19 protein-coding genes are annotated in these 20,478 nt (G+C 62.9%); 15 read left to right on the top strand and 4 right to left on the bottom strand.

What is annotated here, in order from left to right; genetic code table 11:
- Nucleotides 1–27 precede the first annotated feature (27 nt).
- Both ABIB00_RS01930 and ABIB00_RS01925 read left to right on the top strand, forming a co-directional pair.
- Entirely contained in the window at nucleotides 28–1,236 is a 1,209-nt protein-coding gene (locus ABIB00_RS01930) for an acetyl-CoA C-acetyltransferase (RefSeq protein ID WP_354103183.1), read from the top strand.
- A gap of 18 nt (nucleotides 1,237–1,254) precedes the next feature.
- The gene (locus ABIB00_RS01925) at nucleotides 1,255–3,468 is read left to right on the top strand and encodes an FAD-dependent oxidoreductase (protein WP_354103182.1); all 2,214 of its coding nucleotides are present in this window, start codon (nucleotides 1,255–1,257) and stop codon (nucleotides 3,466–3,468) included.
- Between the two features lie 72 nt (nucleotides 3,469–3,540).
- On the opposite strand, the gene gstA is transcribed toward ABIB00_RS01925, so the two are convergent.
- Nucleotides 3,541–4,155 carry a glutathione transferase GstA gene (gstA, locus tag ABIB00_RS01920; RefSeq protein ID WP_247448398.1) on the bottom strand — a complete coding sequence of 205 codons (615 nt, stop codon included), beginning with the start codon at nucleotides 4,153–4,155 and terminating at the stop codon, nucleotides 3,541–3,543.
- A gap of 127 nt (nucleotides 4,156–4,282) precedes the next feature.
- Between gstA and ABIB00_RS01915 the strand changes: the two genes are divergently transcribed.
- The 3 genes from ABIB00_RS01915 to ABIB00_RS01905 all read left to right on the top strand — a co-directional run bounded on the left by ABIB00_RS01915 (nucleotide 4,283) and on the right by ABIB00_RS01905 (nucleotide 6,938).
- Complete coding sequence (locus tag ABIB00_RS01915; RefSeq protein ID WP_247352328.1) at nucleotides 4,283–4,780, top strand: MarR family winged helix-turn-helix transcriptional regulator; 498 nt, start codon at nucleotides 4,283–4,285, stop codon at nucleotides 4,778–4,780.
- A gap of 101 nt (nucleotides 4,781–4,881) precedes the next feature.
- Nucleotides 4,882–6,252, top strand: a complete 1,371-nt coding sequence (locus ABIB00_RS01910) for a glutamate--cysteine ligase (RefSeq protein ID WP_354103181.1) — start codon at nucleotides 4,882–4,884, stop codon at nucleotides 6,250–6,252.
- Nucleotides 6,253–6,365: 113 nt separating this feature from the next.
- A complete protein-coding gene (locus ABIB00_RS01905) occupies nucleotides 6,366–6,938 on the top strand; it encodes a PAN domain-containing protein (RefSeq protein WP_247352332.1) in 573 nt (190 codons plus the stop codon).
- Between the two features lie 81 nt (nucleotides 6,939–7,019).
- On the opposite strand, the gene lepB is transcribed toward ABIB00_RS01905, so the two are convergent.
- Together lepB and tldD are read right to left on the bottom strand one after the other, a co-directional pair.
- A complete protein-coding gene (gene lepB, locus ABIB00_RS01900; RefSeq protein ID WP_247448401.1) occupies nucleotides 7,020–7,796 on the bottom strand; it encodes a signal peptidase I in 777 nt (258 codons plus the stop codon).
- Nucleotides 7,793–9,220 carry a metalloprotease TldD gene (gene tldD / locus ABIB00_RS01895; protein ID WP_026233924.1) on the bottom strand — a complete coding sequence of 476 codons (1,428 nt, stop codon included), beginning with the start codon at nucleotides 9,218–9,220 and terminating at the stop codon, nucleotides 7,793–7,795. The genes lepB and tldD overlap by 4 nt, the downstream gene beginning before the upstream one ends.
- Before the next feature lie 149 nt (nucleotides 9,221–9,369).
- Here tldD and ABIB00_RS01890 point away from each other — a divergent pair, with 149 nt between their 5' ends.
- Both ABIB00_RS01890 and ABIB00_RS01885 read left to right on the top strand, forming a co-directional pair.
- A complete protein-coding gene (locus ABIB00_RS01890; RefSeq protein WP_354103180.1) occupies nucleotides 9,370–9,594 on the top strand; it encodes a DUF433 domain-containing protein in 225 nt (74 codons plus the stop codon).
- A 219-nt stretch (nucleotides 9,595–9,813) separates the two neighbouring features.
- Nucleotides 9,814–12,774 (top strand): TIR domain-containing protein, encoded by a 2,961-nt coding sequence (locus ABIB00_RS01885; protein ID WP_354103179.1) that lies wholly within the window; start codon nucleotides 9,814–9,816, stop codon nucleotides 12,772–12,774.
- A gap of 53 nt (nucleotides 12,775–12,827) precedes the next feature.
- On the opposite strand, the gene ABIB00_RS01880 is transcribed toward ABIB00_RS01885, so the two are convergent.
- A complete protein-coding gene (locus ABIB00_RS01880; protein WP_247352340.1) occupies nucleotides 12,828–13,373 on the bottom strand; it encodes an invasion associated locus B family protein in 546 nt (181 codons plus the stop codon).
- 449 nt (nucleotides 13,374–13,822) lie between these two features.
- Here ABIB00_RS01880 and coxB point away from each other — a divergent pair, with 449 nt between their 5' ends.
- The 8 genes from coxB (at nucleotide 13,823) to ABIB00_RS01840 (ending at nucleotide 20,435) form a co-directional block, all read left to right on the top strand.
- On the top strand, nucleotides 13,823–14,662 hold the full coding sequence (gene coxB, locus ABIB00_RS01875; RefSeq protein WP_247352342.1) for a cytochrome c oxidase subunit II: 840 nt from the start codon (nucleotides 13,823–13,825) through the stop codon (nucleotides 14,660–14,662).
- 89 nt (nucleotides 14,663–14,751) lie between these two features.
- Complete coding sequence (gene ctaD / locus ABIB00_RS01870; protein WP_247352344.1) at nucleotides 14,752–16,377, top strand: cytochrome c oxidase subunit I; 1,626 nt, start codon at nucleotides 14,752–14,754, stop codon at nucleotides 16,375–16,377.
- A 61-nt stretch (nucleotides 16,378–16,438) separates the two neighbouring features.
- Nucleotides 16,439–17,383, top strand: coding sequence for a heme o synthase (locus ABIB00_RS01865; protein ID WP_354103178.1), 945 nt, complete (start codon nucleotides 16,439–16,441; stop codon nucleotides 17,381–17,383).
- Nucleotides 17,380–17,556 (top strand): cytochrome c oxidase system small membrane protein, encoded by a 177-nt coding sequence (locus ABIB00_RS01860; RefSeq protein ID WP_247352347.1) that lies wholly within the window; start codon nucleotides 17,380–17,382, stop codon nucleotides 17,554–17,556. The genes ABIB00_RS01865 and ABIB00_RS01860 overlap by 4 nt, the downstream gene beginning before the upstream one ends.
- Before the next feature lie 5 nt (nucleotides 17,557–17,561).
- A complete protein-coding gene (locus ABIB00_RS01855) occupies nucleotides 17,562–18,212 on the top strand; it encodes a cytochrome c oxidase assembly protein (protein WP_247352349.1) in 651 nt (216 codons plus the stop codon).
- 79 nt (nucleotides 18,213–18,291) lie between these two features.
- Nucleotides 18,292–19,188 carry a cytochrome c oxidase subunit 3 gene (locus ABIB00_RS01850; RefSeq protein ID WP_247352351.1) on the top strand — a complete coding sequence of 299 codons (897 nt, stop codon included), beginning with the start codon at nucleotides 18,292–18,294 and terminating at the stop codon, nucleotides 19,186–19,188.
- A 96-nt stretch (nucleotides 19,189–19,284) separates the two neighbouring features.
- Entirely contained in the window at nucleotides 19,285–19,686 is a 402-nt protein-coding gene (locus tag ABIB00_RS01845) for a DUF983 domain-containing protein (RefSeq protein ID WP_354103177.1), read from the top strand.
- Nucleotides 19,683–20,435, top strand: coding sequence for an SURF1 family protein (locus ABIB00_RS01840; RefSeq protein WP_354103176.1), 753 nt, complete (start codon nucleotides 19,683–19,685; stop codon nucleotides 20,433–20,435). The genes ABIB00_RS01845 and ABIB00_RS01840 overlap by 4 nt, the downstream gene beginning before the upstream one ends.
- Nucleotides 20,436–20,478 lie beyond the last annotated feature (43 nt).

Genomic DNA, 20,478 nt, shown 5'->3' with positions numbered 1-20,478 from the left:
ACCAATAACCGCAATCAGGAGGCTCCCATGGCAGATGCCTATATTTACGACCACGTCCGCACCCCGCGCGGCCGCGGCAAGGCGGACGGCGCGCTGCACGAAGTCACCGCGCTCGCGCTCGCGACCGTGCCGCTGAAGGCGCTGAAGGACCGCAATAACCTCCCGGAAGATTCCGTCGATGACGTCATTCTCGGCGTGGTCGATCCGGTCGGCGAAGCCGGCTCCGACATCGCGCGCTTTGCGGCGCTGAAGGCGGGCCTCGGCGAGGCCGTGCCCGGCGTGCAGATCAGCCGCTTCTGTGCCTCCGGCTTGGACGCCGTGAATTTTGCCGCAGCCCAGGTGATGAGCGGGCAGCATGAGCTGGTGATCGGCGGCGGTGCGGAATCGATGAGCCGCGTCGGCATCGGCGCCTCCGGCGGTGCCTGGCCGATGGATCCATCGATGGCGGTGCCCTCATACTTCATGCCGCAGGGCGTCTCGGCCGATTTGATCGCCACCAAATACGGTTTCTCGCGCGACGACGTCGACGCCTATGCGGTGCAGAGCCAGCAGCGTGCGGCGAAGTCCTGGGATGAAGGCCGCTTCGACAAGTCGATCGTCCCGGTGAAGGACATCAACGGCCTCACCATCCTCGCCAAGGACGAGCATATGCGTCCGTCGACGACGATGCAGTCGCTGGCACAGCTGCAGCCGGCGTTCACGATGATGGCGCAGATGGGCGGCTTCGACGGCGTTGCGGTGCAGTCGCATCCCGAGATCGAGCGCGTCAATTACGTGCACCACGCCGGCAATTCGTCGGGCATCGTCGATGGTGCCGGCGCGGTTCTGCTCGGCAGCAAGGAAGCCGGCAGCAAATACGGCCTGAAGCCGCGTGCAAGAATTCGCGCCTTCGCCAATGTCGGCTCCGAGCCGGCGATGATGCTGACCGGTCCGGTCGACGTCACCGAGAAGCTGTTCGCACGCTCCGGCATGAAGAAGTCGGATATCGACCTGTTCGAGCTCAACGAGGCCTTCGCCTCTGTGGTGCTGCGCTACATCCAGGCCTTCGACATCGACAACGCCAAGATCAACGTCAATGGCGGTGCGATCGCGCTCGGCCATCCGCTCGGTGCGACCGGTGCGATGATCCTCGGCACCGTGCTCGACGAGCTCGAGCGCACCAACAAGGCGACCGCGCTGGTGACGTTGTGCATCGGTGGCGGCATGGGCACCGCGACCATCATCGAGCGCGTCTAAGGGTAGGGAGCAACCAACATGGCTTACAAGAATTTCAAGGTTGAGACCGATTCCGACGGCATCGCGCTCGTCACCTGGGATATCCCCGGCCGTTCGATGAACGTGCTCGACGAGACCTCGACCAGCGAGCTGGACGCGATCGTCAAGGAAACCACGGCTGACGCCGCGGTGAAGGGCGTCGTCATCACCTCTGCGAAAGAGGCGTTCTGTGCCGGTGCGGACCTGTCCATGCTCGAAGGCATGAACCAGGCCTACGCAAAACTGTTCAAGGAGCAGGGCGAGACCGCCGCGAACCAGATGCTGTTCGACCAGAGCCGGCGCTTTTCGCTGGTGCTGCGCTCCATCGAGACCTCCGGCAAACCGTGGGCGGCGGCGATCAACGGCCTCGCGCTCGGCGGCGGCTTCGAGATCACGCTGTGCTGCCACTATCGCGTGGCCGCGGAGAATCCCAAGACGCGCCTCGGCCTGCCCGAGGTCAAGGTCGGCCTGTTCCCCGGCGCCGGCGGCACGCAGCGCGTGCCGCGCCTGGTGCCGCCGCAGGACGCGATGACGATCCTGCTCAAGGGCGATCCTGTCACGGTTGAGAAGGCCAAGGCCCTCAATCTGATCCATGCCATCGTTCCCGCCGCCGATCTCGTCAAGGCGGCAAAGGACTGGATCAAGGGCGGCGGCAAGGCTGTTGCGCCCTGGGACGAGAAGGGTTTCAAGCTCCCCGCCGGTCCCGTGTTCTCCAAGGCCGGCATGATGATGTTCCCGGCCGGCAACGCGATCTATCGCCGCGAGACCTACGACAATTATCCGGCCGCGCGCGCGATCATGAGCTGCGTCTATGAAGGCCTGCAGCTGCCGATCGACGCCGCGCTGCGGGTGGAGTCACGCTACTTCACCTCGGTGCTGCGCTCGAAGGAAGCGGCCGCGATGATCCGCAGCCTGTTCCTGTCGATGCAGGAATTGAACAAGGGCGCGCGCCGTCCGAAGGATGTGCCGCCGACCAAGGTGAAGAAGATCGCCGTGATCGGCGCCGGCTTCATGGGCGCGAGCGTCGGCTATGTCTCGGCCCGTGCGGGCCTCGATGTCGTCCTGATCGATCGCGACCAGGAGAGCGCCGACAAGGGCAAGGCGCATGCGCAAAAGGTGATCGAGGAGCAGATCAAGAAGGGCCGCGCCAAGCCCGGTGACGCAGAAGCCCTGCTCGCCCGCATCACGCCGACCGCGGACTATGCCGCGTTGAAGGACGTCGATCTCGTCATCGAGGCCGTGTTCGAGGACCGCAAGGTCAAGGCTGATACCTTTGCCAAGGCGCAGGAGCATATGAAGCCGGACGTGATCTTCGCGTCCAATACTTCGACGCTTCCGATCACCTCGCTGGCCGAGAGCTTCAAGGACCAGGGCAGGTTCGTCGGCATCCACTTCTTCTCGCCGGTTGAGAAGATGATGCTGGTCGAGATCATCCAGGGCAAGAACACCGGCGATCTCGCGATCGCGACCGCGCTCGACTACGTCCGGCAGATCGGCAAGACGCCGATCGTCGTCAACGACAGCCGCGGCTTCTTCGCCAATCGTTGCGTCGGCCGCTACGTCGCCGAGGGCAACGAGATGTTCCTCGAGGGCGTGCCGCCGGCGATGATCGAGAACTGCGCCAAGATGGCCGGCATGCCGATCGGCCCGCTCTCGCTCTCCGACGAAGTCGCGCTCGACCTCGGCCTCAAGATCATGAAGGCGACGGAAGCCGACCTCGGTCCCAACGCCATCAATCCCGATCAGAAGAAGCTGATGGTGGAGATGGTCGAGAAGCAGGGTCGCCTCGGCCGCAAGAACAGCAAGGGGTTTTACGACTACCCCGAGAAGGGCAAGGGCCAGAAGGGCCTGTGGCCGGGTCTCTCGGCGCTGCAGCCGAAGCAGCTCGACCCCGATACGCTCGACATCGAGGAGTTGAAGCAGCGCTTCCTGGTGGTGCAGGCGGTGGAAGCCGCCCGCACGGTCGAGGATCACGTCATCACCGATCCGCGCGAGGCGGATGTCGGCTCGATCCTCGGCTTCGGCTTCGCGCCGTTCACCGGTGGCACCCTCTCCTACATCGACTTCATGGGCCCGAAGACCTTCGTCGAGCTCTGCCACAAGCTGGAGGCGAAATACGGCTCGCGCTTCACCCCGCCGAAACTCCTCGAGGAGATGGCCGCGAAGGGAGAAACCTTCTACGGCCGCTTCGCCCCCAAGAAAGCGGCGGCGTAATTCTCTGAACCCGTAGCCGGGATGAAAAATACGAAAGGCCGGATTCTCGATCCGGCCTTTCGCATTTGCGTCTCAGGCGGCCGGAATCAGCCCTTCCTTCTTCATCGCTTCCTGCACCTGCGGCCGCGCCGCGACGCGGGTCTTGTACGCGACAAGGTTCGGCATCGCCGAGAGGTCGAACTTCATCCGGTCGCCCCAGGTCAGCATCGTGAAGAGATAGCCGTCAGCCACCGTGAACTGCTTGCCCATGAGGTAATCGCGGCCGGCGAGCTGGCTGTCGATGTATTTCAGCTTGCCCATGACGCGATCCCTGAAGAACGCCTTGGCCTCGTCGTTCAGCGCCGGCGCGAACATCGGGCCGAAGCTCTTGTGGACCTCCGAGGTGAGGAAGTTCAGCCATTCGAGCAGCTTGTAGCGCTCGGAGCTGCCGTGGGCCGGCGCCAGCGCCTTGGCTGAGGCCTGATCGGCGATGATCTGGACAATCACCGGGCCTTCGGTCACGATCTCTCCGCTATCGAGACCCAGCGCAGGGACCTGGCCCTTGGGGTTCAGCTTCAGATAATCCTCACCATTTTCGAGCTTCTTCGCCCGGATATCGACCTTGACCAGCTCATAGGGCAGGCCGGCTTCCAGGAGCGCGATGTGGGGGGATAGCGAGCAGGCACCGGGCGAATAGTACAATTTCATTGGAATTTCCTCCTCTTGTTGCTTGGTTCAGGCGAAAGAACGACTACATGCATCTGCTTGAAATAGTCAAGATTGATGCAGGTGCATCGAGTAGGGTAAGAGACGGGCGACGAGCTTGAGCGGGACCATGAAACGCAAACCATCGACCGAGGCGACTTCCGCCTGGATCCGCCTGATGCGGGTGCAGAGCCGCGTGCTCGATTGCGTCGAGCAGGACCTGAAGAAGGCGGGGTTCCCGCCGCTGGCATGGTACGACGCCCTGCTCGAATTGTCGCGGGCGCCTTCGGGTGAGTTGCGCCCGGTCGAACTCGAACGGCAGATGCTGATCCCGCAATATTCGACATCGCGGCTGATTGACCGTCTGGTCGACGAAGGCCTCGCCTCGCGGCGTGAATGCAAGATCGACAAGCGCGGCCAGTTCGTGGAGATCAGCGAAGCCGGCCGCGAATTGCAGAAGCGGATGTGGGGCGCCTATTCGGCCGCAATCGAGAAATATGTCGGTTCGAAACTGTCCGACGCGGATGCCGTCAAGCTCAGCGGTCTGCTCGACCGCCTGGGCTGCTCGTGCGGCGAGATGAAACTGCCGCCGGTCGTCCACGCCAACGAAACCACGCCGTCGCGATGAGCGCGCGGCACACCAGCTCGTCCGTGCACCCGATGGGTGCGCGGACCGTCCCCGTCACCCGCGCGCCTTCTGTCGAAGCGCCCTTTTAATTAGAGTTTGATATGGCGCGAGACCAGATCGATATGACGCCGCTGCAATCGCGTGACGAGCTCGTCACGTGGTTCGAGGAAGGCTGCAAGGACCCGTCCGAATTCCGCATGGGCACCGAGCACGAGAAGACGCCGTTCACGCTCGAAGGCCACTGCCCGGTGCCCTACGAAGGCGCGCGCGGTATCGGTGCGCTGCTCGAAGGCATGAAGCTCCTGCTCGGCTGGGAGCCGATCATGGAGAAGGGCAACATCATCGGCCTCTACGACGTCACCGGCGGCGGCGCGATCTCGCTCGAGCCCGGCGGACAGTTCGAGCTCTCCGGTGCGCCGGTCGAGAACGTGCACCAGACCCAGAGCGAGCTGATGGCGCATCTGGCGCAGGTGCGCGAGATCGCAACGCCGCTCGGCATCGGCTTCCTCGGGCTCGGCATGACGCCGTCCTGGTCGCGCGCCGACATCCCGGTGATGCCCAAGGGCCGCTACAAGATCATGACCAATTACATGCCGAAGGTCGGCCAATACGGCCTCGACATGATGTACCGGACCTGCACGGTGCAGACCAATCTCGACTTTTCCTCCGAAGCCGACATGGTCAAGAAGCTGCGTGTTTCGCTCGCGCTACAGCCGGTCGCAACCGCCTTGTTCGCCAATTCGCCGTTTACCGAGGGCAAGCCGAACGGCTTCCTCTCCTTCCGGTCCGAGATCTGGCGCGACACCGACAATGCGCGTTCGGGCATGATGCCGTGGGCGTTCGAGGACGGCATGGGCTTTGAGCGCTATGTCGACTACGCGCTCGACGTACCCATGTACTTCGTCAAGCGCGACGAGGATTACATCGACGTCTCCGGCTCTTCGTTTCGCGCCTTCTTCGATGGCCGCAACAACAATTTGCCCGGGGAACGCCCGACCTTGTCGGACTGGGCCAACCATCTTTCGACGATCTTCCCGGAGGTGCGTCTCAAGCGCTATCTCGAAATGCGCGGCTCCGACGGTGGCCCATGGGGCCGTCTGCCGGCGTTATCGGCGTTCTGGGCGGGGCTGCTCTACGACGACGTGTCGCTCGATGCCGCCTGGGACCTTGTGAAGCACTGGACCGCGCATGAGCGTCAGGGCCTGCGCGACGACGTGCCGCGCTTCGGCTTCAAGTCGCGGATCAAGGACCGCTATCTGTTCGAGATCGCCAAGGAATGCCTCGTTCTGGCACATGCCGGCCTGCGCCGGCGCGGCCGGATCGATCAGCTCGGCCGCGACGAGACCCGGCATCTGGAGCCGCTCGATCGCATCATCGATTCCGGCCGCACGCCGGCCGAGGAGATGCTCGAGAAGTTCAACGGTCCCTGGAACGGCTCGGTGGAACCGGCCTACGCGGAATACGCGTTCTAGACCTGAGAGGCCAACGATCAGGACCCGAGCCGTTCATCGCCCATACAGGTTTGCGGCGATCAAATGGCCGGCTGAAAAACCTGAGCGTCGTCAATAACCCGAAAGCTGTTTCGATGGGGAAGGGCCGCCTGGCCGTCATGGCGAGCGTCCTGGCAAGCGTCGTGGCATGTGCCGCGCTGCTTTCGCTCGTGTTTGCGAGCTGGCCTGTGCGCGCCCAGACGGCGTTCGATCGGCCCGGCGGAGACTATTTCAGCACGCCGGTCACGTCAGGTGATCCCGAGGATTGCGCGCTGCTATGCGAGCGCGACCGCCGCTGCCGCTCCTGGAGCTTCAGCTATCCCGACGTCGAAGGCGGCTCGGCGGTGTGCTGGCTCAAGAACGCGGTGCCGGCGCGCGTGCCGGAAAGCTGCTGCATCTCCGGTGTGCGTGGCGCCGGCGTGATCGAGCCGCGCGTCGCAGGCGTGGAGACCTCGATCGACCGTCCCGGCGGCGATTTGCGCAATTTCGAGATCAAGGCCGGCGAAGGCGGAGAGGCCTGCAAGGCCGCCTGCACCGCCGACAACAAATGCCGCGCCTTCACCTATGCACGCCCCGGCTACACCGGACGCGAGGCGCGCTGCTTCCTGAAAAAGGAAATCAAGCCGCCGCGCCGGAAGGCGGGGTTTACGTCGGGCGTGGTGCGCTAGCGTGCAGCTCTCACCGCCGTCATTGCGAGCATAGCTAAGCAATCTCTCCCGCGCGCGGGAGAGGGCGAGACATTCCGGCCTTCAATGCACGGCGGTGAAAAACCGCGCCATGCGAAATCCGGACAGCCAGGTCCACACCGGCTGGCCGCGGATGCCGAGATCCCAGGATCCGAGGACGGCATCGGCACGGCCGACCAGATTGTCGATCGGCAACAGGCCGACGCCGCCGGAGCGCAAGGGCACGCGGCTGTCGGCGGAATTGTCGCGGTTGTCGCCGAGCACGAAGAGATGGCCTGCCGGCACCGTCACTTCCTGCGTGTTGTCGAGCGGACCGTTGTCGCGCATCTTGAAGATCAGATGCGAGACGCCGTTCGGCAGCGTCTCGACATAGCGATAGGCGGGCTCGCTGCCGCCATTGTCGTCCTCGGCGGCGCCGACGCCGTCCGGCTTCAGCTCGGCGGGACGGTCATTGACGAAGAGCTGGCCCTGCCGCAGCTGGATGCGGTCGCCGGGCAGACCCACGACGCGCTTGACCCAGGCCTGCGAGCGGTCGCCGGGCCAGCGGAACACGACGACGTCGCCCTGCTTGGGCGTTTCCGCGAAGACGCGGCCGCTCTCGGGCAGGTTGATCTGGATCGGCAGCGACGAGGTGCCGTAGCCGTAGGGGAATTTCGAGGCGATCAAGGCGTCGCCGATCAACAATGTCGGCTCCATCGAGCCCGACGGCACGTAGAACGGCTCGGCCAGCGCGCCCTTTGCGATGAACACCGCGGCGACGATGCCGGCGAGCTGCGCGAGCTGGCCGGCCCAGCCGCTGCTCTTCCGCTTCGTGGTGACAGTTACCTTCTCGACACTCATCCGCCCGTTCCACCCACCGTAATGCGTTCCATCAGAAGCGACGGCTGGCCGACGCCGACCGGCACGCCCTGGCCGTTCTTGCCACAGGTGCCGATGCCGGTATCGAGCGCGAGATCGTTGCCGATCATGCGAATGCGATGCAGGTCGGTCGGCCCGTTGCCGATCAACATGGCGCCCTTCAACGGCGCACCGATCTTGCCGTTTTCGATCTTGTAGGCCTCGGTGCACTGAAACACGTATTTGCCCGAGGTGATGTCGACCTGACCGCCGCCGAAATTCGCGGCGAAGACGCCGTTCTTCACCGAGGCGAGAATCTCGGCCGGATCGCGGTCGCCCGCGAGCATGTAGGTGTTGGTCATGCGCGGCATCGGCACATGGGCATAGCCCTGGCGACGGCCGTTGCCGGTCGGCTTCATGTTCATCAGGCGCGCGTTCTGGCGGTCCTGCATGTAGCCGACCAGCACGCCGTCCTCGATCAGCACGGTGCGGTTGGTCGGCGTGCCCTCGTCGTCGATCGACAGCGAGCCGCGGCGCGAGGCAATGGTGCCGTCGTCGACCACGGTGACGCCCTTGGCCGCGACCTGCTGGCCCATCAGGCCCGCAAACGCAGACGTCTTCTTGCGGTTGAAGTCGCCCTCGAGGCCATGGCCGACCGCTTCATGCAGCATCACGCCGGGCCAGCCGGCCCCGAGCACGACGTCCATCTCGCCGGCGGGGGCGGGAATCGATTCCAGATTGACGAGGGCCTCGCGCAGCGCGCCGTCGGCGGCGTCACGCCAGTTCTTGCTCTCGATGAATTCGGCGTAGCCGGCGCGGCCGCCATAACCCTTGCTGCCGCTCTCCTGGCGGTCGCCCTGGCCGGCGACGACGGAGACGTTGACGCGCACCAGCGGGCGGATGTCACGATAGCTTTCGCCGTCGGGCCGCAGGATCTCGACCACCTGCCAGGTCGCGCCCAGACTGACGCTGACCTGCCGTACCCGCGGATCCTTGTCGCGCAGATAGGCGTCGATCTCGGCAAGCAGTTTTACCTTGGTCTCGAAGCCGGGGGCATCGAGCGGATTGTCGTCACTATAAAGCCGCACGTTGGTATGCGCTGGAGGCGCTGCGAAGCTCCCGGAATAACCGCCGCGCACGGCCGCGACCGCGTCCGCAGCGCGAATCAGCGCCGGCAGCGAAACGTCGGAGGAGTGCGCATAGCCAACCGCGTCGTCCTTGACGGCGCGCAGCCCAAAGCCCTGCGAAGTGTCGTAGGTCGCCTGCTTCAGCCGCCCGTTGTCGAACATCAGCGCTTCGGTCTGGCTATATTCCAGGAACAATTCGCCGTCGTCGGCACCGGCAAGCCCGCGCGCGAGCTCGTTGCGAACCTGGTCGCGGTCGAGATTGGCGCGGTCGAGCAGGGAGGTTGTGGCAGGGTTGGTCATGCGTCCGTCCATTATCGGGGGATGTGAGGCAAGATAATGGTTTCCCGGCGGTTCCGCGAGGGGCTTGGCCGTCACATTACGGAAACGATAGGATTGGGCTGGAAGCAGGGGGCCCTAACGCTGATACAGATCGATGCTATGCTGCTTTCATGAATTACCGAGACACCATCTCGATTGAGCCTGGCAAGCGTGGGGGGCGACCCTGCATCCGCCACATGCGGATCGCTGTGGCAGATGTGCTCGGCTGGCTGGCTGCTGGTCAGACCCACGCTCAAATCCTCGACGACTTCCCCGAACTGACCGAGGACGATATCCGCGCCTGCCTGGCCTATGCCGCCGACCGCGAGAGGCGATTGGTGACCGCACCGATATGAGGCTGCTGTTCGATCAGAACCTCAGCTTTGCAGAGCTGCCAGGCCGGTGAACTCATCCCTTTTGTCCTTTTGTGCTCGCTTTTTGGCAAAATGGCCTAGAGGAGGTTGCTGTACGCAAGCGATTCTTCCTTTGCGTGTGGGGTCGGCGACAAGATATTCTGCCATCGCGAATCCTGCGAGGTTTGGGATGGCGAGTAAGGTCAGTTTTTGGGAGCGGATGTGGCCGACATCTTTGTCAGTTATACGTCTAAGGACCGCGATTGGGCCTTCTGGATAGGGCAGGAACTTGAGAAGCTGGGACATATTCCACGGCTTCATGAATGGGAAATCTCCGCCGGAGGCGATATTTCTCAATGGATGGAGGAAAGACATCACAGCGCCGATCACGTTCTATGCGTGGTGAGCGCTGCCTATCTCAACGCCCCTTATTCGAGCTGGGAGCGTCGCGCGGCTCATTGGGCCGCAACCACAGCCCGGCCGGGCTTCCTGATACCAATTTTTGTTGAACCCTGCGAGCCACCCACTCTGCTCGCGCCGCTGAAGCGCTGTGATCTGCATGGCCTGGGTGAGGCAGCTGCGAGGTCGAAGCTTGCGAGTTTTCTGACGCCAGCATCCAAGCCGCCCCGACCAATTCCGTTCCCGCGTGAGCAGCAGCCTGCAACAAATCATTACGCATTTCCTGGGACAGGCCCGTCTGTATTGGACGCGCTAGGTAACGACGCTCGGAATTTGAACTTACCTCGACCACCACTCTTGGCTGCTGTGCCGAGATATCTCGGCTCGCACGATTTCGTCGGGCGAGAATCAGAACTGCAGACACTTTCTGATTGGTGCGCGGCGGCTGACCCGAATCCAATGTTGCTTCTCGAAGCCATCGGAGGATCAGGAAAAAGCATGCTCACTTGGGAGTGGACGACGAAACACGCGCAGACAGCGAGGCCCGATTGGGCGGGTCTGTTCTGGTACTCGTTCTACGAGAAGGGAGCAGTCATGGCAGACTTTTGCTGCCAAGCGCTCGCCTACATAACGCAGAGGCCAATCGGAGAGTTTAGAAAGTTGGGGCCGACGACACTCAGCGAATATCTTGTCGGAGAGTTGCAGCAGCGTCCGTGGCTCTTAGTGTTAGACGGACTCGAGCGCATTCTTGTCGCCTATCATAGGCATGATGCCGCGCAAGCACCGGACTCCGATGTTGGCTCTGAAGTTGATCAACTAGCACACCGAGATCCTTCTGCCGCAATACGCCCCGAAGATGGCGAGCTACTACGCCGGTTGGCGGCGGCAGCACCATCGAAAGTTCTGGTGTCCTCAAGATTAACGCCGCGAATCTTGATCAATTCGTCGCACATGGCTGTGCCGGGCGTGCGTCGGGAAATATTGCCCGGCCTCCGCCCGGTTGATGCGGAGGCTCTGTTTAGGCGATGCGGAGTTACCGGCAATTCGAGGGAAATTCGTGCTTATCTCCAACACAACTGTGATTGCCATCCACTTGTTGTGGGGGTGCTCGCAGGTCTAGTTAGCGATTATCCTTATGACCGAGGCAATTTTGACCATTGGGTCCGCGATTACAATGGTGGGATGGCGCTCAAGCTAGGTGAGCTTGGCCTTGTGAAACGCCAGAACCATATTTTGCTGGCAGCTATCGATGCTTTGGATTCGAATGGTAGGCGGCTGCTGCATCTTCTCTCAATTTTGCAAGGAGCTGTCGATTTCCGGACTTTAGAGGCTCTGAGTCAGGCCCGCGATGATGCCAACCCCGTGGGCCAGCCCAAAGATGCGGAAATAATTGTCCAGCCGCGCCCTAATTCGCGTGACCTTAATACGACGCTTCGCGACCTCGAGAAACGCGGACTGCTGCAGTACGATACCACAGAGAAGCGATATGACCTGCATCCTGTCGTTCGCAGTGTTGCAGCTGGTCGAATTGAAAAACAGGAAACGGATTGGCTTGGTCAAGGTATCGTCGATTATTTTACTAGTCGGCAGCACGATCCCTGGGTGAATGCCGACACTCTTGAAGAGGTTGCTGACGGCATCCAAGTAGTGAGCACGTTCCTGAGAATGCGGCGATATTCTGAAGGCTTCTACGCCTTACAAGGAGACCTCGCCAACGCTCTATATTTCAATCTTGGTGCGATCGCCGAACTGATTGCGTTAGCCGAAGGCTTCTTTCCCGATGGATTGGATCGCGACCCATCACTGAATGAACCGGAGGAACGCTGGTACATCACAAATCTCGCAGCTGCATCGATCTCGCCAATTTCTCAAGAGCGTGCCCAAGACCTTTTTGAACGGGCTATCCGTCTTAGCCTTGAAAAGCGAATGATCAACTGCGTCTACGTCTCGATCTACGGCTTCGCTAATGCGCTCGCTGATGGGTGCAGAATGGCCGACAGCCTAAGGCTTCGTTCGCTCAGTCTCCATCTCGCGAAGGTTTCGCGAGATCCGGAGTTGGTCTTCATTTCGAAGCTCAGGGAATACGCCTCATCTGTACTTGGGAGTGACTGGGCATTAGCTGACGCCCTGTGGACCGAAATTGAAACTCTTGGCCGGGATTGGACTCCGGGAAACTATAGGCCCGGCGATGCGGAGGGCGCGCGAGCTCGCGATTTGCTGTATCGCGGGAAGCTGACCGAAGAGGCGATATTGAGGGCGGAGGAATTAGCTAAGCGGGGAGGCAATCGTCGCATGGTTAATTCCCTACATGAAATTCGTGGAGAATGGCATCTCACGCGCAAGGAGCCTCGTTGCGCAGCTGAGCACTTTTCTCGCGCGCTGGCGATGTACAAGGAAAATGGGCTTGGTAGCTCATACTGTGAAGCTCGTCTTATCTTAGCCAGAATTCTGGCTGGCGAGGAATTTGACGCGACGAACCAAGCAAACGAAATCGAGACTACTAGCGTGCGCTGCAGTTTGGCGATGGCCGAGTTGTGGCAGGTGCTGGGGGAGGAGAAAAGGGCGATCGAAGACGCGGCAGCGGTGTATAGTTTCGGTAAAAAGTGGGATGCTTACGTCGCACGTTGTCATCTTGATGCCGCGGAGGAGATACTAAGAACTCTGGGCGCCGAGTTGCCGCCTTTGCCTGAGCAGAGTCGTGCCCAGGGGCAGATGCTCCCGTGGGAGGCGGATGTGTCTTCGCTGATTGATCAACTTCGCTCGGAACCCCCCACCGCGGGATGAATCTAACGTAAGTTCCGTCAACCGCCGTGCTCAGCCTGCCGAGCGGAACTCGCCTATGGCAGCTTGTCATATCCCTCGCCGAGCCCGTTCAGGCTGAGCGGGAAGCCGATGCCTTCTTCCGGGGTCTCGAAGATGATGAAGGTCGCGGTCTTGGCGGTGCGGAGCTGGCCGAGCAGCTTGTCGTCCATCACGACCTCGGCGACGCAGCCATTGGGCAGGCAGCGGACAAAGCCGGCACGGCCGACGTCCTGGTTGTCGAGCTTGAGGCCGAGGCCGGAGGGCAGGAGAACGCCAAGGGGGGCGACGACCCGCATCAGACGGCTTTTCTGGTCGGCGGTCTTGAGCACGATCACGGTCAGGCCGGCATTGGAGCGGTCTTCGGCCACCACGCTCTGGATCAGGGCGCATTGCTCGGATTGGGCGCCCGGCGGGGTGTCGCAGCGAATCTGCCAGTCGCCATGGACGGAGCGCACCGCGCCCTGCGCATGGGCGAGGCCCGGGAACGCCAGGACGACGACAGCAGCCAGCAGGGCAGCCAGCTTCGTGAGGCCGCTAGCCTGGCTTGTCGCCGGCCTTGCCATGCATCTCGAAAACCCCATCGGGTCGGTCCCTCTGCTCGCCTGGGTCGCTCGCACCTGGCGGACTGATACGGGAATGACGGCGTCTTGAAGGCGATTCGCAAGCAAATTCCACGCCGCCACGGCCGCCGCCGCCCGCACGAATCAGGTTCCGGTGCGGCTGTCTGCCAGTGCCTAACGCGGGCAATTCCGCTGTCAAGCCGCAGCATCGCGGGAAACGGTATTTTTGTCTGATGTTACTAGGAAATATCTTGCGGGCGATGGCTGACAGACCGGGCTTAAGACTGCATTGCGATAGATCAAGAATTATGGTTTGAGAGGCTTGATTTCGGCGTTCTAGCGATCCGGCCCCAGTTCCTCTTAGAGGTATTCTTGCGCGGCGGTTTGTCAGACGGGCGGATCGAATAATGCGTTTCCCGAAAATTAGGGGAATGCACTTGGGGTGATTTCGTTAGGGGAGCGCGAACGGCATGAAGTTGTCGATGGGCCCGGTGGGCCGGCACTTGCTGGGATTGGCCGTGGCGGGTCTGACGCTGGCGACGAGCGGCGCGGCATTCGCCGAACTCGGGCAACCGGCGCCGTGGGAGTGGACGCTTCAGCGGTCCGCTTCCCCGGTGATGGACAATATTGTCTGGTTCCACAATTTCCTGTTCGTGCTGATCACTGTGATCACGCTGTTCGTTCTGGCGCTGCTCGTGATCGTGGTCGTCAAGTTCAACTCGAAGGCCAATCCGGTGCCGTCGCGGACCACGCACAACACGCTGATCGAGGTGGCGTGGACGCTCGTTCCGGTGCTGATTCTGGTTGGTATCTCGGTGCCGTCGTTCCGCCTGCTGTTCCTGGAGCTCGACGTGCCGAAGGCGGATATCACCATCAAGGCGACCGGCAAGCAGTGGTACTGGTCCTACGCCTATCCTGATAACGGCAAGTTCGAGTTCGACTCGCTGTTGGCCCAGGACAAGCAGCCCCGGCTGCTCGGTGTCGACAACGAGATGGTGGTGCCGGTCAATAAGGTGATTCGTGTCCAGGTCACCGGCGCCGACGTCATCCACGCCTTCGCGATGCCGGCTTTCGGCGTCAAGATCGACGCCATTCCGGGACGACTGAACGAAACCTGGTTCAAGGCCACCAAGACCGGCATGTTCTACGGCCAGTGCTCGGAGCTGTGCGGCAAGGACCACGCCTTCATGCCGATCGCGATTCGCGTCGTGGAGGACCAGGAGTTCGCCTCCTGGGTTGAGACGGCGAAGAAGAAATTTGCGAGCGGCGGCACCAGCACCTACGCCTCCACGGCCGGCCCGACGCAGTAAGCGCCGGGCGAGGGGCTCGAGGGGACTGAAAGCGACATAAAGGCGGGACCTCCAAAGGGTCCGATCGGGACGCAAGGCAGGATTTGAAAATGGCAACGAGCGCAGCGGCACACGGCGATCACGCGCAAGACCACGGACATGACGAGCACGCCCATCCGACTGGATGGCGGCGCTACGTCTATTCGACCAACCACAAGGACATCGGCACGATGTACCTGATCTTCGCGGTCATCGCCGGCATCATCGGCGCCGCGATGTCGATCGCGATCCGTGCCGAGCTGATGTATCCGGGCGTGCAGATCTTCCACGAGACGCACACCTACAATGTGTTCGTGACCTCTCACGGCCTGATCATGATCTTCTTCATGGTCATGCCCGCGATGATCGGCGGCTTCGGCAACTGGTTCGTGCCGCTGATGATCGGCGCGCCCGACATGGCGTTCCCGCGCATGAACAACATCTCGTTCTGGCTGCTGCCGGCCTCGTTCGCGCTGCTGCTGATGTCGACCTTCGTCGAGGGCGAGCCGGGTGCCAACGGCGTCGGCGCGGGCTGGACGATGTATGCGCCGCTGTCGACCTCGGGCCATCCGGGGCCGGCCGTCGACTTCGCAATCCTGTCGATCCATCTTGCCGGTGCCTCCTCGATCCTCGGTGCGATCAACTTCATCACCACCATCTTCAACATGCGCGCGCCGGGCATGACCCTGCACAAGATGCCGCTGTTCGTGTGGTCGATCCTGGTGACGGTGTTCCTGCTGCTGTTGTCGCTGCCGGTGCTCGCCGGTGCCATCACCATGCTGCTCACCGACCGCAATTTCGGGACGACATTCTTCAACCCCGAAGGCGGCGGCGACCCCGTGCTGTTCCAGCATCTGTTCTGGTTCTTCGGCCACCCCGAAGTGTACATCCTGATCCTGCCGGCTTTCGGCATGGTCAGCCAGATCGTCTCGACCTTCTCGCGCAAGCCAGTGTTCGGCTATCTCGGCATGGCCTACGCCATGGTCGCGATCGGCGGCATCGGCTTCGTGGTGTGGGCGCACCACATGTACACGGTCGGCATGTCCTCGGCGACCCAGGCCTATTTCGTCGCTGCCACGATGGTCATCGCGGTTCCGACCGGCGTGAAGATCTTCTCGTGGATCGCCACGATGTGGGGCGGCTCGATCGAGTTCCGCGCCCCGATGATCTGGGCGGTGGGATTCATCTTCCTGTTCACCGTCGGCGGCGTCACTGGCGTCGTGCTGGCGAATGCCGGCGTCGACCGCGTGCTGCAGGAGACCTACTACGTCGTCGCGCATTTCCACTACGTGCTGTCGCTCGGCGCGGTGTTCGGGATCTTTGCGGGCTGGTACTACTGGTTCCCAAAGATGTCGGGCTACATGTACAACGAGACGCTGGCCAAGACTCACTTCTGGGTCACCTTCATCGGCGTCAACCTGGTGTTCTTCCCGCAGCACTTCCTCGGCCTGTCGGGCATGCCGCGCCGCTACGTCGACTATCCCGACGCGTTCGCGGGCTGGAACCTGGTCTCGTCGCTCGGCTCCTACATCTCCGGCTTCGGCGTGCTGATCTTCCTCTATTGCGTGATCGACGCCTTCGCGAAAAAGGTGCCGGCTGGCGACAATCCGTGGGGTGCCGGTGCGACCACGCTGGAATGGACGCTGCCCTCGCCGCCGCCGTTCCACCAGTTCGAAGTGCTGCCCCGCGTGCAGTAATCAATCTCTCGCGGCGCCCGTGACGGGCGCCGCGGCTCTACAACAAAGCGAGTCAAACTAAGTGTCCGTCCTCGACCACAACGCCGTCGACATCAATCCCCGCATCTCCGAAGCGGAGGTTGGCGACTACATCGCGCTCTTGAAGCCGCGGGTGATGTCGCTGGTGATCTTCACCGCGCTGGTCGGAATGGCGCTGGCGCCCGGGCATTTCCACCCGGTGCTGGCTTTCACCTCGCTGCTCTGCATCGCGGTCGGTGCCGGCGCCTCGGGCGCGCTCAACATGGCGCTGGAAGGCGACATCGACGCCAAGATGTCGCGCACAGCGAACCGGCCGATTCCGCGCGGTCGTATCACCCGTCCCGAGGCGATGACCTTCGGCATGACGCTCGCCTTCTTCTCGGTGATGACGCTCGGCATCCTGGTCAACTGGATCGCGGGCGCGCTGCTCGCCTTCACCATCTTCTTCTACGTCGTGATCTACACGATCGGCCTGAAGCGCTGGACCGCGCAGAACATCGTGATCGGCGGTGCCGCCGGCGCGCTGCCGCCGGTGGTGGCCTGGGCCGCGGTCACAGGCACGGTCGACGTCGAGCCGCTGCTGCTGTTCGCCATCATCTTCTTCTGGACGCCGCCGCACTTCTGGGCGCTGGCGCTATTTCGCTCCGACGATTACGCACGCGCCGGCATTCCGATGCTGCCCAATGTCGCCGGCCCCGACGCGACGCGGCTTCAGATCCTGCTCTACACCATCGTGCTGATCGCGGTCGCCGCTGCGCCGTGGGCGCTCGGCTATTTTGATGCCATTTACGGCATCGTCTCGCTGATCCTCGGCGCCGGCATGCTGGCGTTCGCCATCAACGTCTATATCCGCCGCGAGCGCAGCCAATCGTTGCGGGCGACGCGCAAGCTGTTTGCGTTCTCCATCCTTTATCTGTTCGCGCTGTTCGCGACTTTGCTGGCCGAGGTCGTGTTCCGGGCGCTTGCTCCGATGGTAGGGGGCGCATGATCGCAGGAATGGCCGACAAACCTGAAATCGATGGAATCGTCCTCACCGAGGCGCAGAAGAAGAGCCGTCGACAGCGCTCGATCGCGATCGCGCTCGCGCTCGGCGTGCTCGTGGTGCTGTTCTTCGCCGTGACCATGGTCAAGGGACCGGCCGTGCTCATCCGGCCGATGTAGGAAACATGGATCAGAAGCCGACCATATCGCCGGATCAGAGCCGGACGGCCACCAAGAGGCGTCGGCCTTTCAGGGGTGTCGGCCGCGACGTGCTGGTCGCCTCGATCTGCGGCGGCGTGGTCGCGCTGATGGTCGGCGCCTCCTACGCGGCGGTGCCGTTCTACAATTGGTTCTGCCGTGCCACCGGCTTCAACGGCACGACCCAGGTCGCGACCTCGGCGCCGGCGAGCGGTCCGATCGCACGGAAGATCGCGGTGCGCTTCGATTCCAACGTCGCGCCCGGCCTGCCCTGGAAGTTCGAGCCGGAGCAGAGCGAGATCGAGGTCAATATCGGTCAGGTCGTGACAGTCTTTTACACGGTGACCAACCAGGCCGCGCGGACCACCGCAGGCCAGGCCGCCTACAATGTCGCGCCGCTGACGGTCGGGTCCTATTTCCAGAAGATCAACTGCTTCTGCTTCACCGAGCAGACCATGGCGCCCGGCGAGAAGCGCGAGATGCCGGTTGTGTTCTACGTCGATCCGTCGATCGCGGACGACCACGATAACGACGGGCTGAACACGATCACGCTGTCCTACACGTTCTATCCGGTGCGCGATCCGGTGGTGAAGCCGGTTGCCTCTGGCGAGGGCGACAAACGCAAGGGAAATCTCTGATCGCCGGGCTCACGCTCAGGGGGTTGGAAACAAGGGGATAAGTGCCGGACAGGCACGGGATTGAGGAGCGAGACCGCAAATGGCAACGGCGCACACCAAGCATCACGACTACCATCTGGTCGATCCCTCGCCGTGGCCCGTCGTCGGCTCGATCTCGGCCTTCATCATGGCGGTCGGTGCGATCGCCTGGATGCACCACATGTTCTCGGCGGCGCCAATCATCTTCGGCGTCGGCACCGTCGGCGTGCTCTACACCATGGCGAGCTGGTGGGGCGACGTGATCAAGGAAGCCCAGTACAAGGGCGACCACACCCGCGTCGTGCAGCTGCATCACCGCTACGGCATGATCCTGTTCATCGCCTCCGAGGTGATGTTCTTCGTCGCCTGGTTCTGGGCCTATTTCAACGCAGCGCTGTTCCCGGCCGACGCCGTCCACGCCACGCGCGATGCGATATTCGGCTGCGGTCTCGGTACCGCGGCCGGCGCCTGCGCTGTGCCGGGCACCTGGCCGCCGCACGGCATCGAGACCTTCGATCCCTGGCATCTGCCGCTCCTGAACACGCTGATCCTGCTCACCTCCGGCACCACGGTGACCTGGGCCCATCACGCGCTGCTCGAGAACGACCGCCAGGGCCTGAAATACGGCCTGATCATCACCGTCGTGCTCGGCGCGCTCTTCACCTGCGTGCAGGCCTATGAGTACGGCCACGCGGCGTTCTCGTTCGCCGGCAACGTCTACGGCGCGACCTTCTTCATGGCGACCGGCTTCCACGGTTTCCACGTGCTGATCGGCACCATCTTCCTGCTGGTCTGCCTGTTCCGCGCCTATGCCGGCCACTTCACGCCGACGCAGCATCTCGGCTTCGAGTTTGCCGCCTGGTACTGGCACTTCGTCGACGTGGTCTGGCTGTTCCTGTTCCTCTGCATCTATGTGTGGGGACACGGCGCCGAGTCCATGGCCCACGGCGCGCACTGAGCAGCCTTGGATTGATCAGAAAGGGCGGCCGCAGGGCCGCCCTTTCGCTTTCGACGCGCCGGAGGTTTCGGCAGAACTGTGATAGACTCCTTCATCATGAACCAAGCCTCCGATACGTCCCAGCCACAAGCCACTGTCCTGCAAAGCGCGCTGCGCGGGCTTGCCTGCAAATGCCCGCGCTGCGGCCAGGGCAAGCTCTATGCGGGCTTCCTGACGCTTGCGCCCGCCTGCGACCGTTGCGGCCTCGACTACGCCTTCATCGATTCCGGCGACGGTCCTGCGATCTTCATCATCATGCTGGCCGGCGCGATCGTGGTCGGCTGCGCGCTCGTCGTCGAGGTCAAGTATCAGCCGCCGTATTGGCTGCACGCGGTGCTGTGGCTGCCGCTGATCCTCGCGACCACGCTGCTGCCGTTGCGCGCGATGAAGTCGCTGCTGATCGCGCTGCAATTCCACCACAAGGCGGCGCCGGGCCAGCTGGTCGACCGCGCGAAATGAACGAGACCGCGCGCAAGCCTCGCGTGGCCGGCTTCGCGCTGTTCACGCTTTTCCTGGCCGCGGTCTGCGTCGCGCTCGGCCTCTGGCAATTGCAGCGCCGCCTCGCCAAGCACGAGCTGATCACAGCGCTCACCGAGCGTCTTGCGGAGGCACCGGTCGCGCTGCCGCCGCCAGCACGATGGACCGCGCTAAGTCCCGCGCGCGATGAATTCCGCCGTGTCAGCTTTACCGCGACGTATGCGCCGTTGCCCGATGCGATGGTCTATTCGCCCGGGTCCGCCGTGCGCAAGGATGCCGCAAGCCCCGGTACCTGGGCGTTCCTGCCGGCGCGGCTGCCAAGCGGCGAAACCGTCGTGATCGATGCCGGCTTCGTCGAAAACACCATGCAGGATCGCAGCGTCGAGGATCGCGCGGTCAAGAAGCTCATCACGGGGCAGGTGGTCTCGTTCACCGGCTATCTTCGCTTTCCCGAGGCACCTGGCTGGCTGACCCCGGCGGAGAACCGCGACAAGCGGCTCTGGTTCGTGCGCGATCATGTGGCGATCGCGAGCACGCTGGGCTGGGGCGCGGTTGCGCCATTCTATATCGACCTCGAGCAGCCCGCACCCGAGAACGGCATTCCGCGGCCGGGGCCCCTCGACGTCCATCTCAAGGACGATCACCTGCAATACGCCATCACCTGGTTCACGCTCGCAGGCGCCGTGCTGATCGCCTTCGCCGTGTGGGCTAAAGGGCGGCGGCAGAGCTGAACTCCGCAGATAGCTCGAGGGAACCCGGTATCGCCCGGGGTTT

It is taken from the genome of Bradyrhizobium sp. LB14.3, assembly GCF_040547985.1.
In the GTDB taxonomy this organism is placed as follows: Bacteria; Pseudomonadota; Alphaproteobacteria; order Rhizobiales; family Xanthobacteraceae; genus Bradyrhizobium.
The sequence above is the reverse complement of the archived record's forward strand: the minus strand, read 5'-3'. Positions and strand labels throughout refer to the sequence as shown.

What these genes read in the sequence shown, in the direction of transcription:
- ABIB00_RS01930 (WP_354103183.1), top strand. Translation starts at nt 28, where the DNA reads ATGGCAGATGCCTATATTTACGACCACGTCCGCACCCCGCGCGGCCGC.
- ABIB00_RS01925 (WP_354103182.1), top strand. Translation starts at nt 1,255, where the DNA reads ATGGCTTACAAGAATTTCAAGGTTGAGACCGATTCCGACGGCATCGCG.
- gstA (WP_247448398.1), bottom strand. Translation starts at nt 4,155, where the DNA reads ATGAAATTGTACTATTCGCCCGGTGCCTGCTCGCTATCCCCCCACATC.
- ABIB00_RS01915 (WP_247352328.1), top strand. Translation starts at nt 4,283, where the DNA reads ATGAAACGCAAACCATCGACCGAGGCGACTTCCGCCTGGATCCGCCTG.
- ABIB00_RS01910 (WP_354103181.1), top strand. Translation starts at nt 4,882, where the DNA reads ATGGCGCGAGACCAGATCGATATGACGCCGCTGCAATCGCGTGACGAG.
- ABIB00_RS01905 (WP_247352332.1), top strand. Translation starts at nt 6,366, where the DNA reads ATGGGGAAGGGCCGCCTGGCCGTCATGGCGAGCGTCCTGGCAAGCGTC.
- lepB (WP_247448401.1), bottom strand. Translation starts at nt 7,796, where the DNA reads ATGAGTGTCGAGAAGGTAACTGTCACCACGAAGCGGAAGAGCAGCGGC.
- tldD (WP_026233924.1), bottom strand. Translation starts at nt 9,220, where the DNA reads ATGACCAACCCTGCCACAACCTCCCTGCTCGACCGCGCCAATCTCGAC.
- ABIB00_RS01890 (WP_354103180.1), top strand. Translation starts at nt 9,370, where the DNA reads ATGAATTACCGAGACACCATCTCGATTGAGCCTGGCAAGCGTGGGGGG.
- ABIB00_RS01880 (WP_247352340.1), bottom strand. Translation starts at nt 13,373, where the DNA reads ATGGGGTTTTCGAGATGCATGGCAAGGCCGGCGACAAGCCAGGCTAGC.
- coxB (WP_247352342.1), top strand. Translation starts at nt 13,823, where the DNA reads ATGAAGTTGTCGATGGGCCCGGTGGGCCGGCACTTGCTGGGATTGGCC.
- ctaD (WP_247352344.1), top strand. Translation starts at nt 14,752, where the DNA reads ATGGCAACGAGCGCAGCGGCACACGGCGATCACGCGCAAGACCACGGA.
- ABIB00_RS01860 (WP_247352347.1), top strand. Translation starts at nt 17,380, where the DNA reads ATGATCGCAGGAATGGCCGACAAACCTGAAATCGATGGAATCGTCCTC.
- ABIB00_RS01855 (WP_247352349.1), top strand. Translation starts at nt 17,562, where the DNA reads ATGGATCAGAAGCCGACCATATCGCCGGATCAGAGCCGGACGGCCACC.
- ABIB00_RS01850 (WP_247352351.1), top strand. Translation starts at nt 18,292, where the DNA reads ATGGCAACGGCGCACACCAAGCATCACGACTACCATCTGGTCGATCCC.
- ABIB00_RS01845 (WP_354103177.1), top strand. Translation starts at nt 19,285, where the DNA reads ATGAACCAAGCCTCCGATACGTCCCAGCCACAAGCCACTGTCCTGCAA.
- ABIB00_RS01840 (WP_354103176.1), top strand. Translation starts at nt 19,683, where the DNA reads ATGAACGAGACCGCGCGCAAGCCTCGCGTGGCCGGCTTCGCGCTGTTC.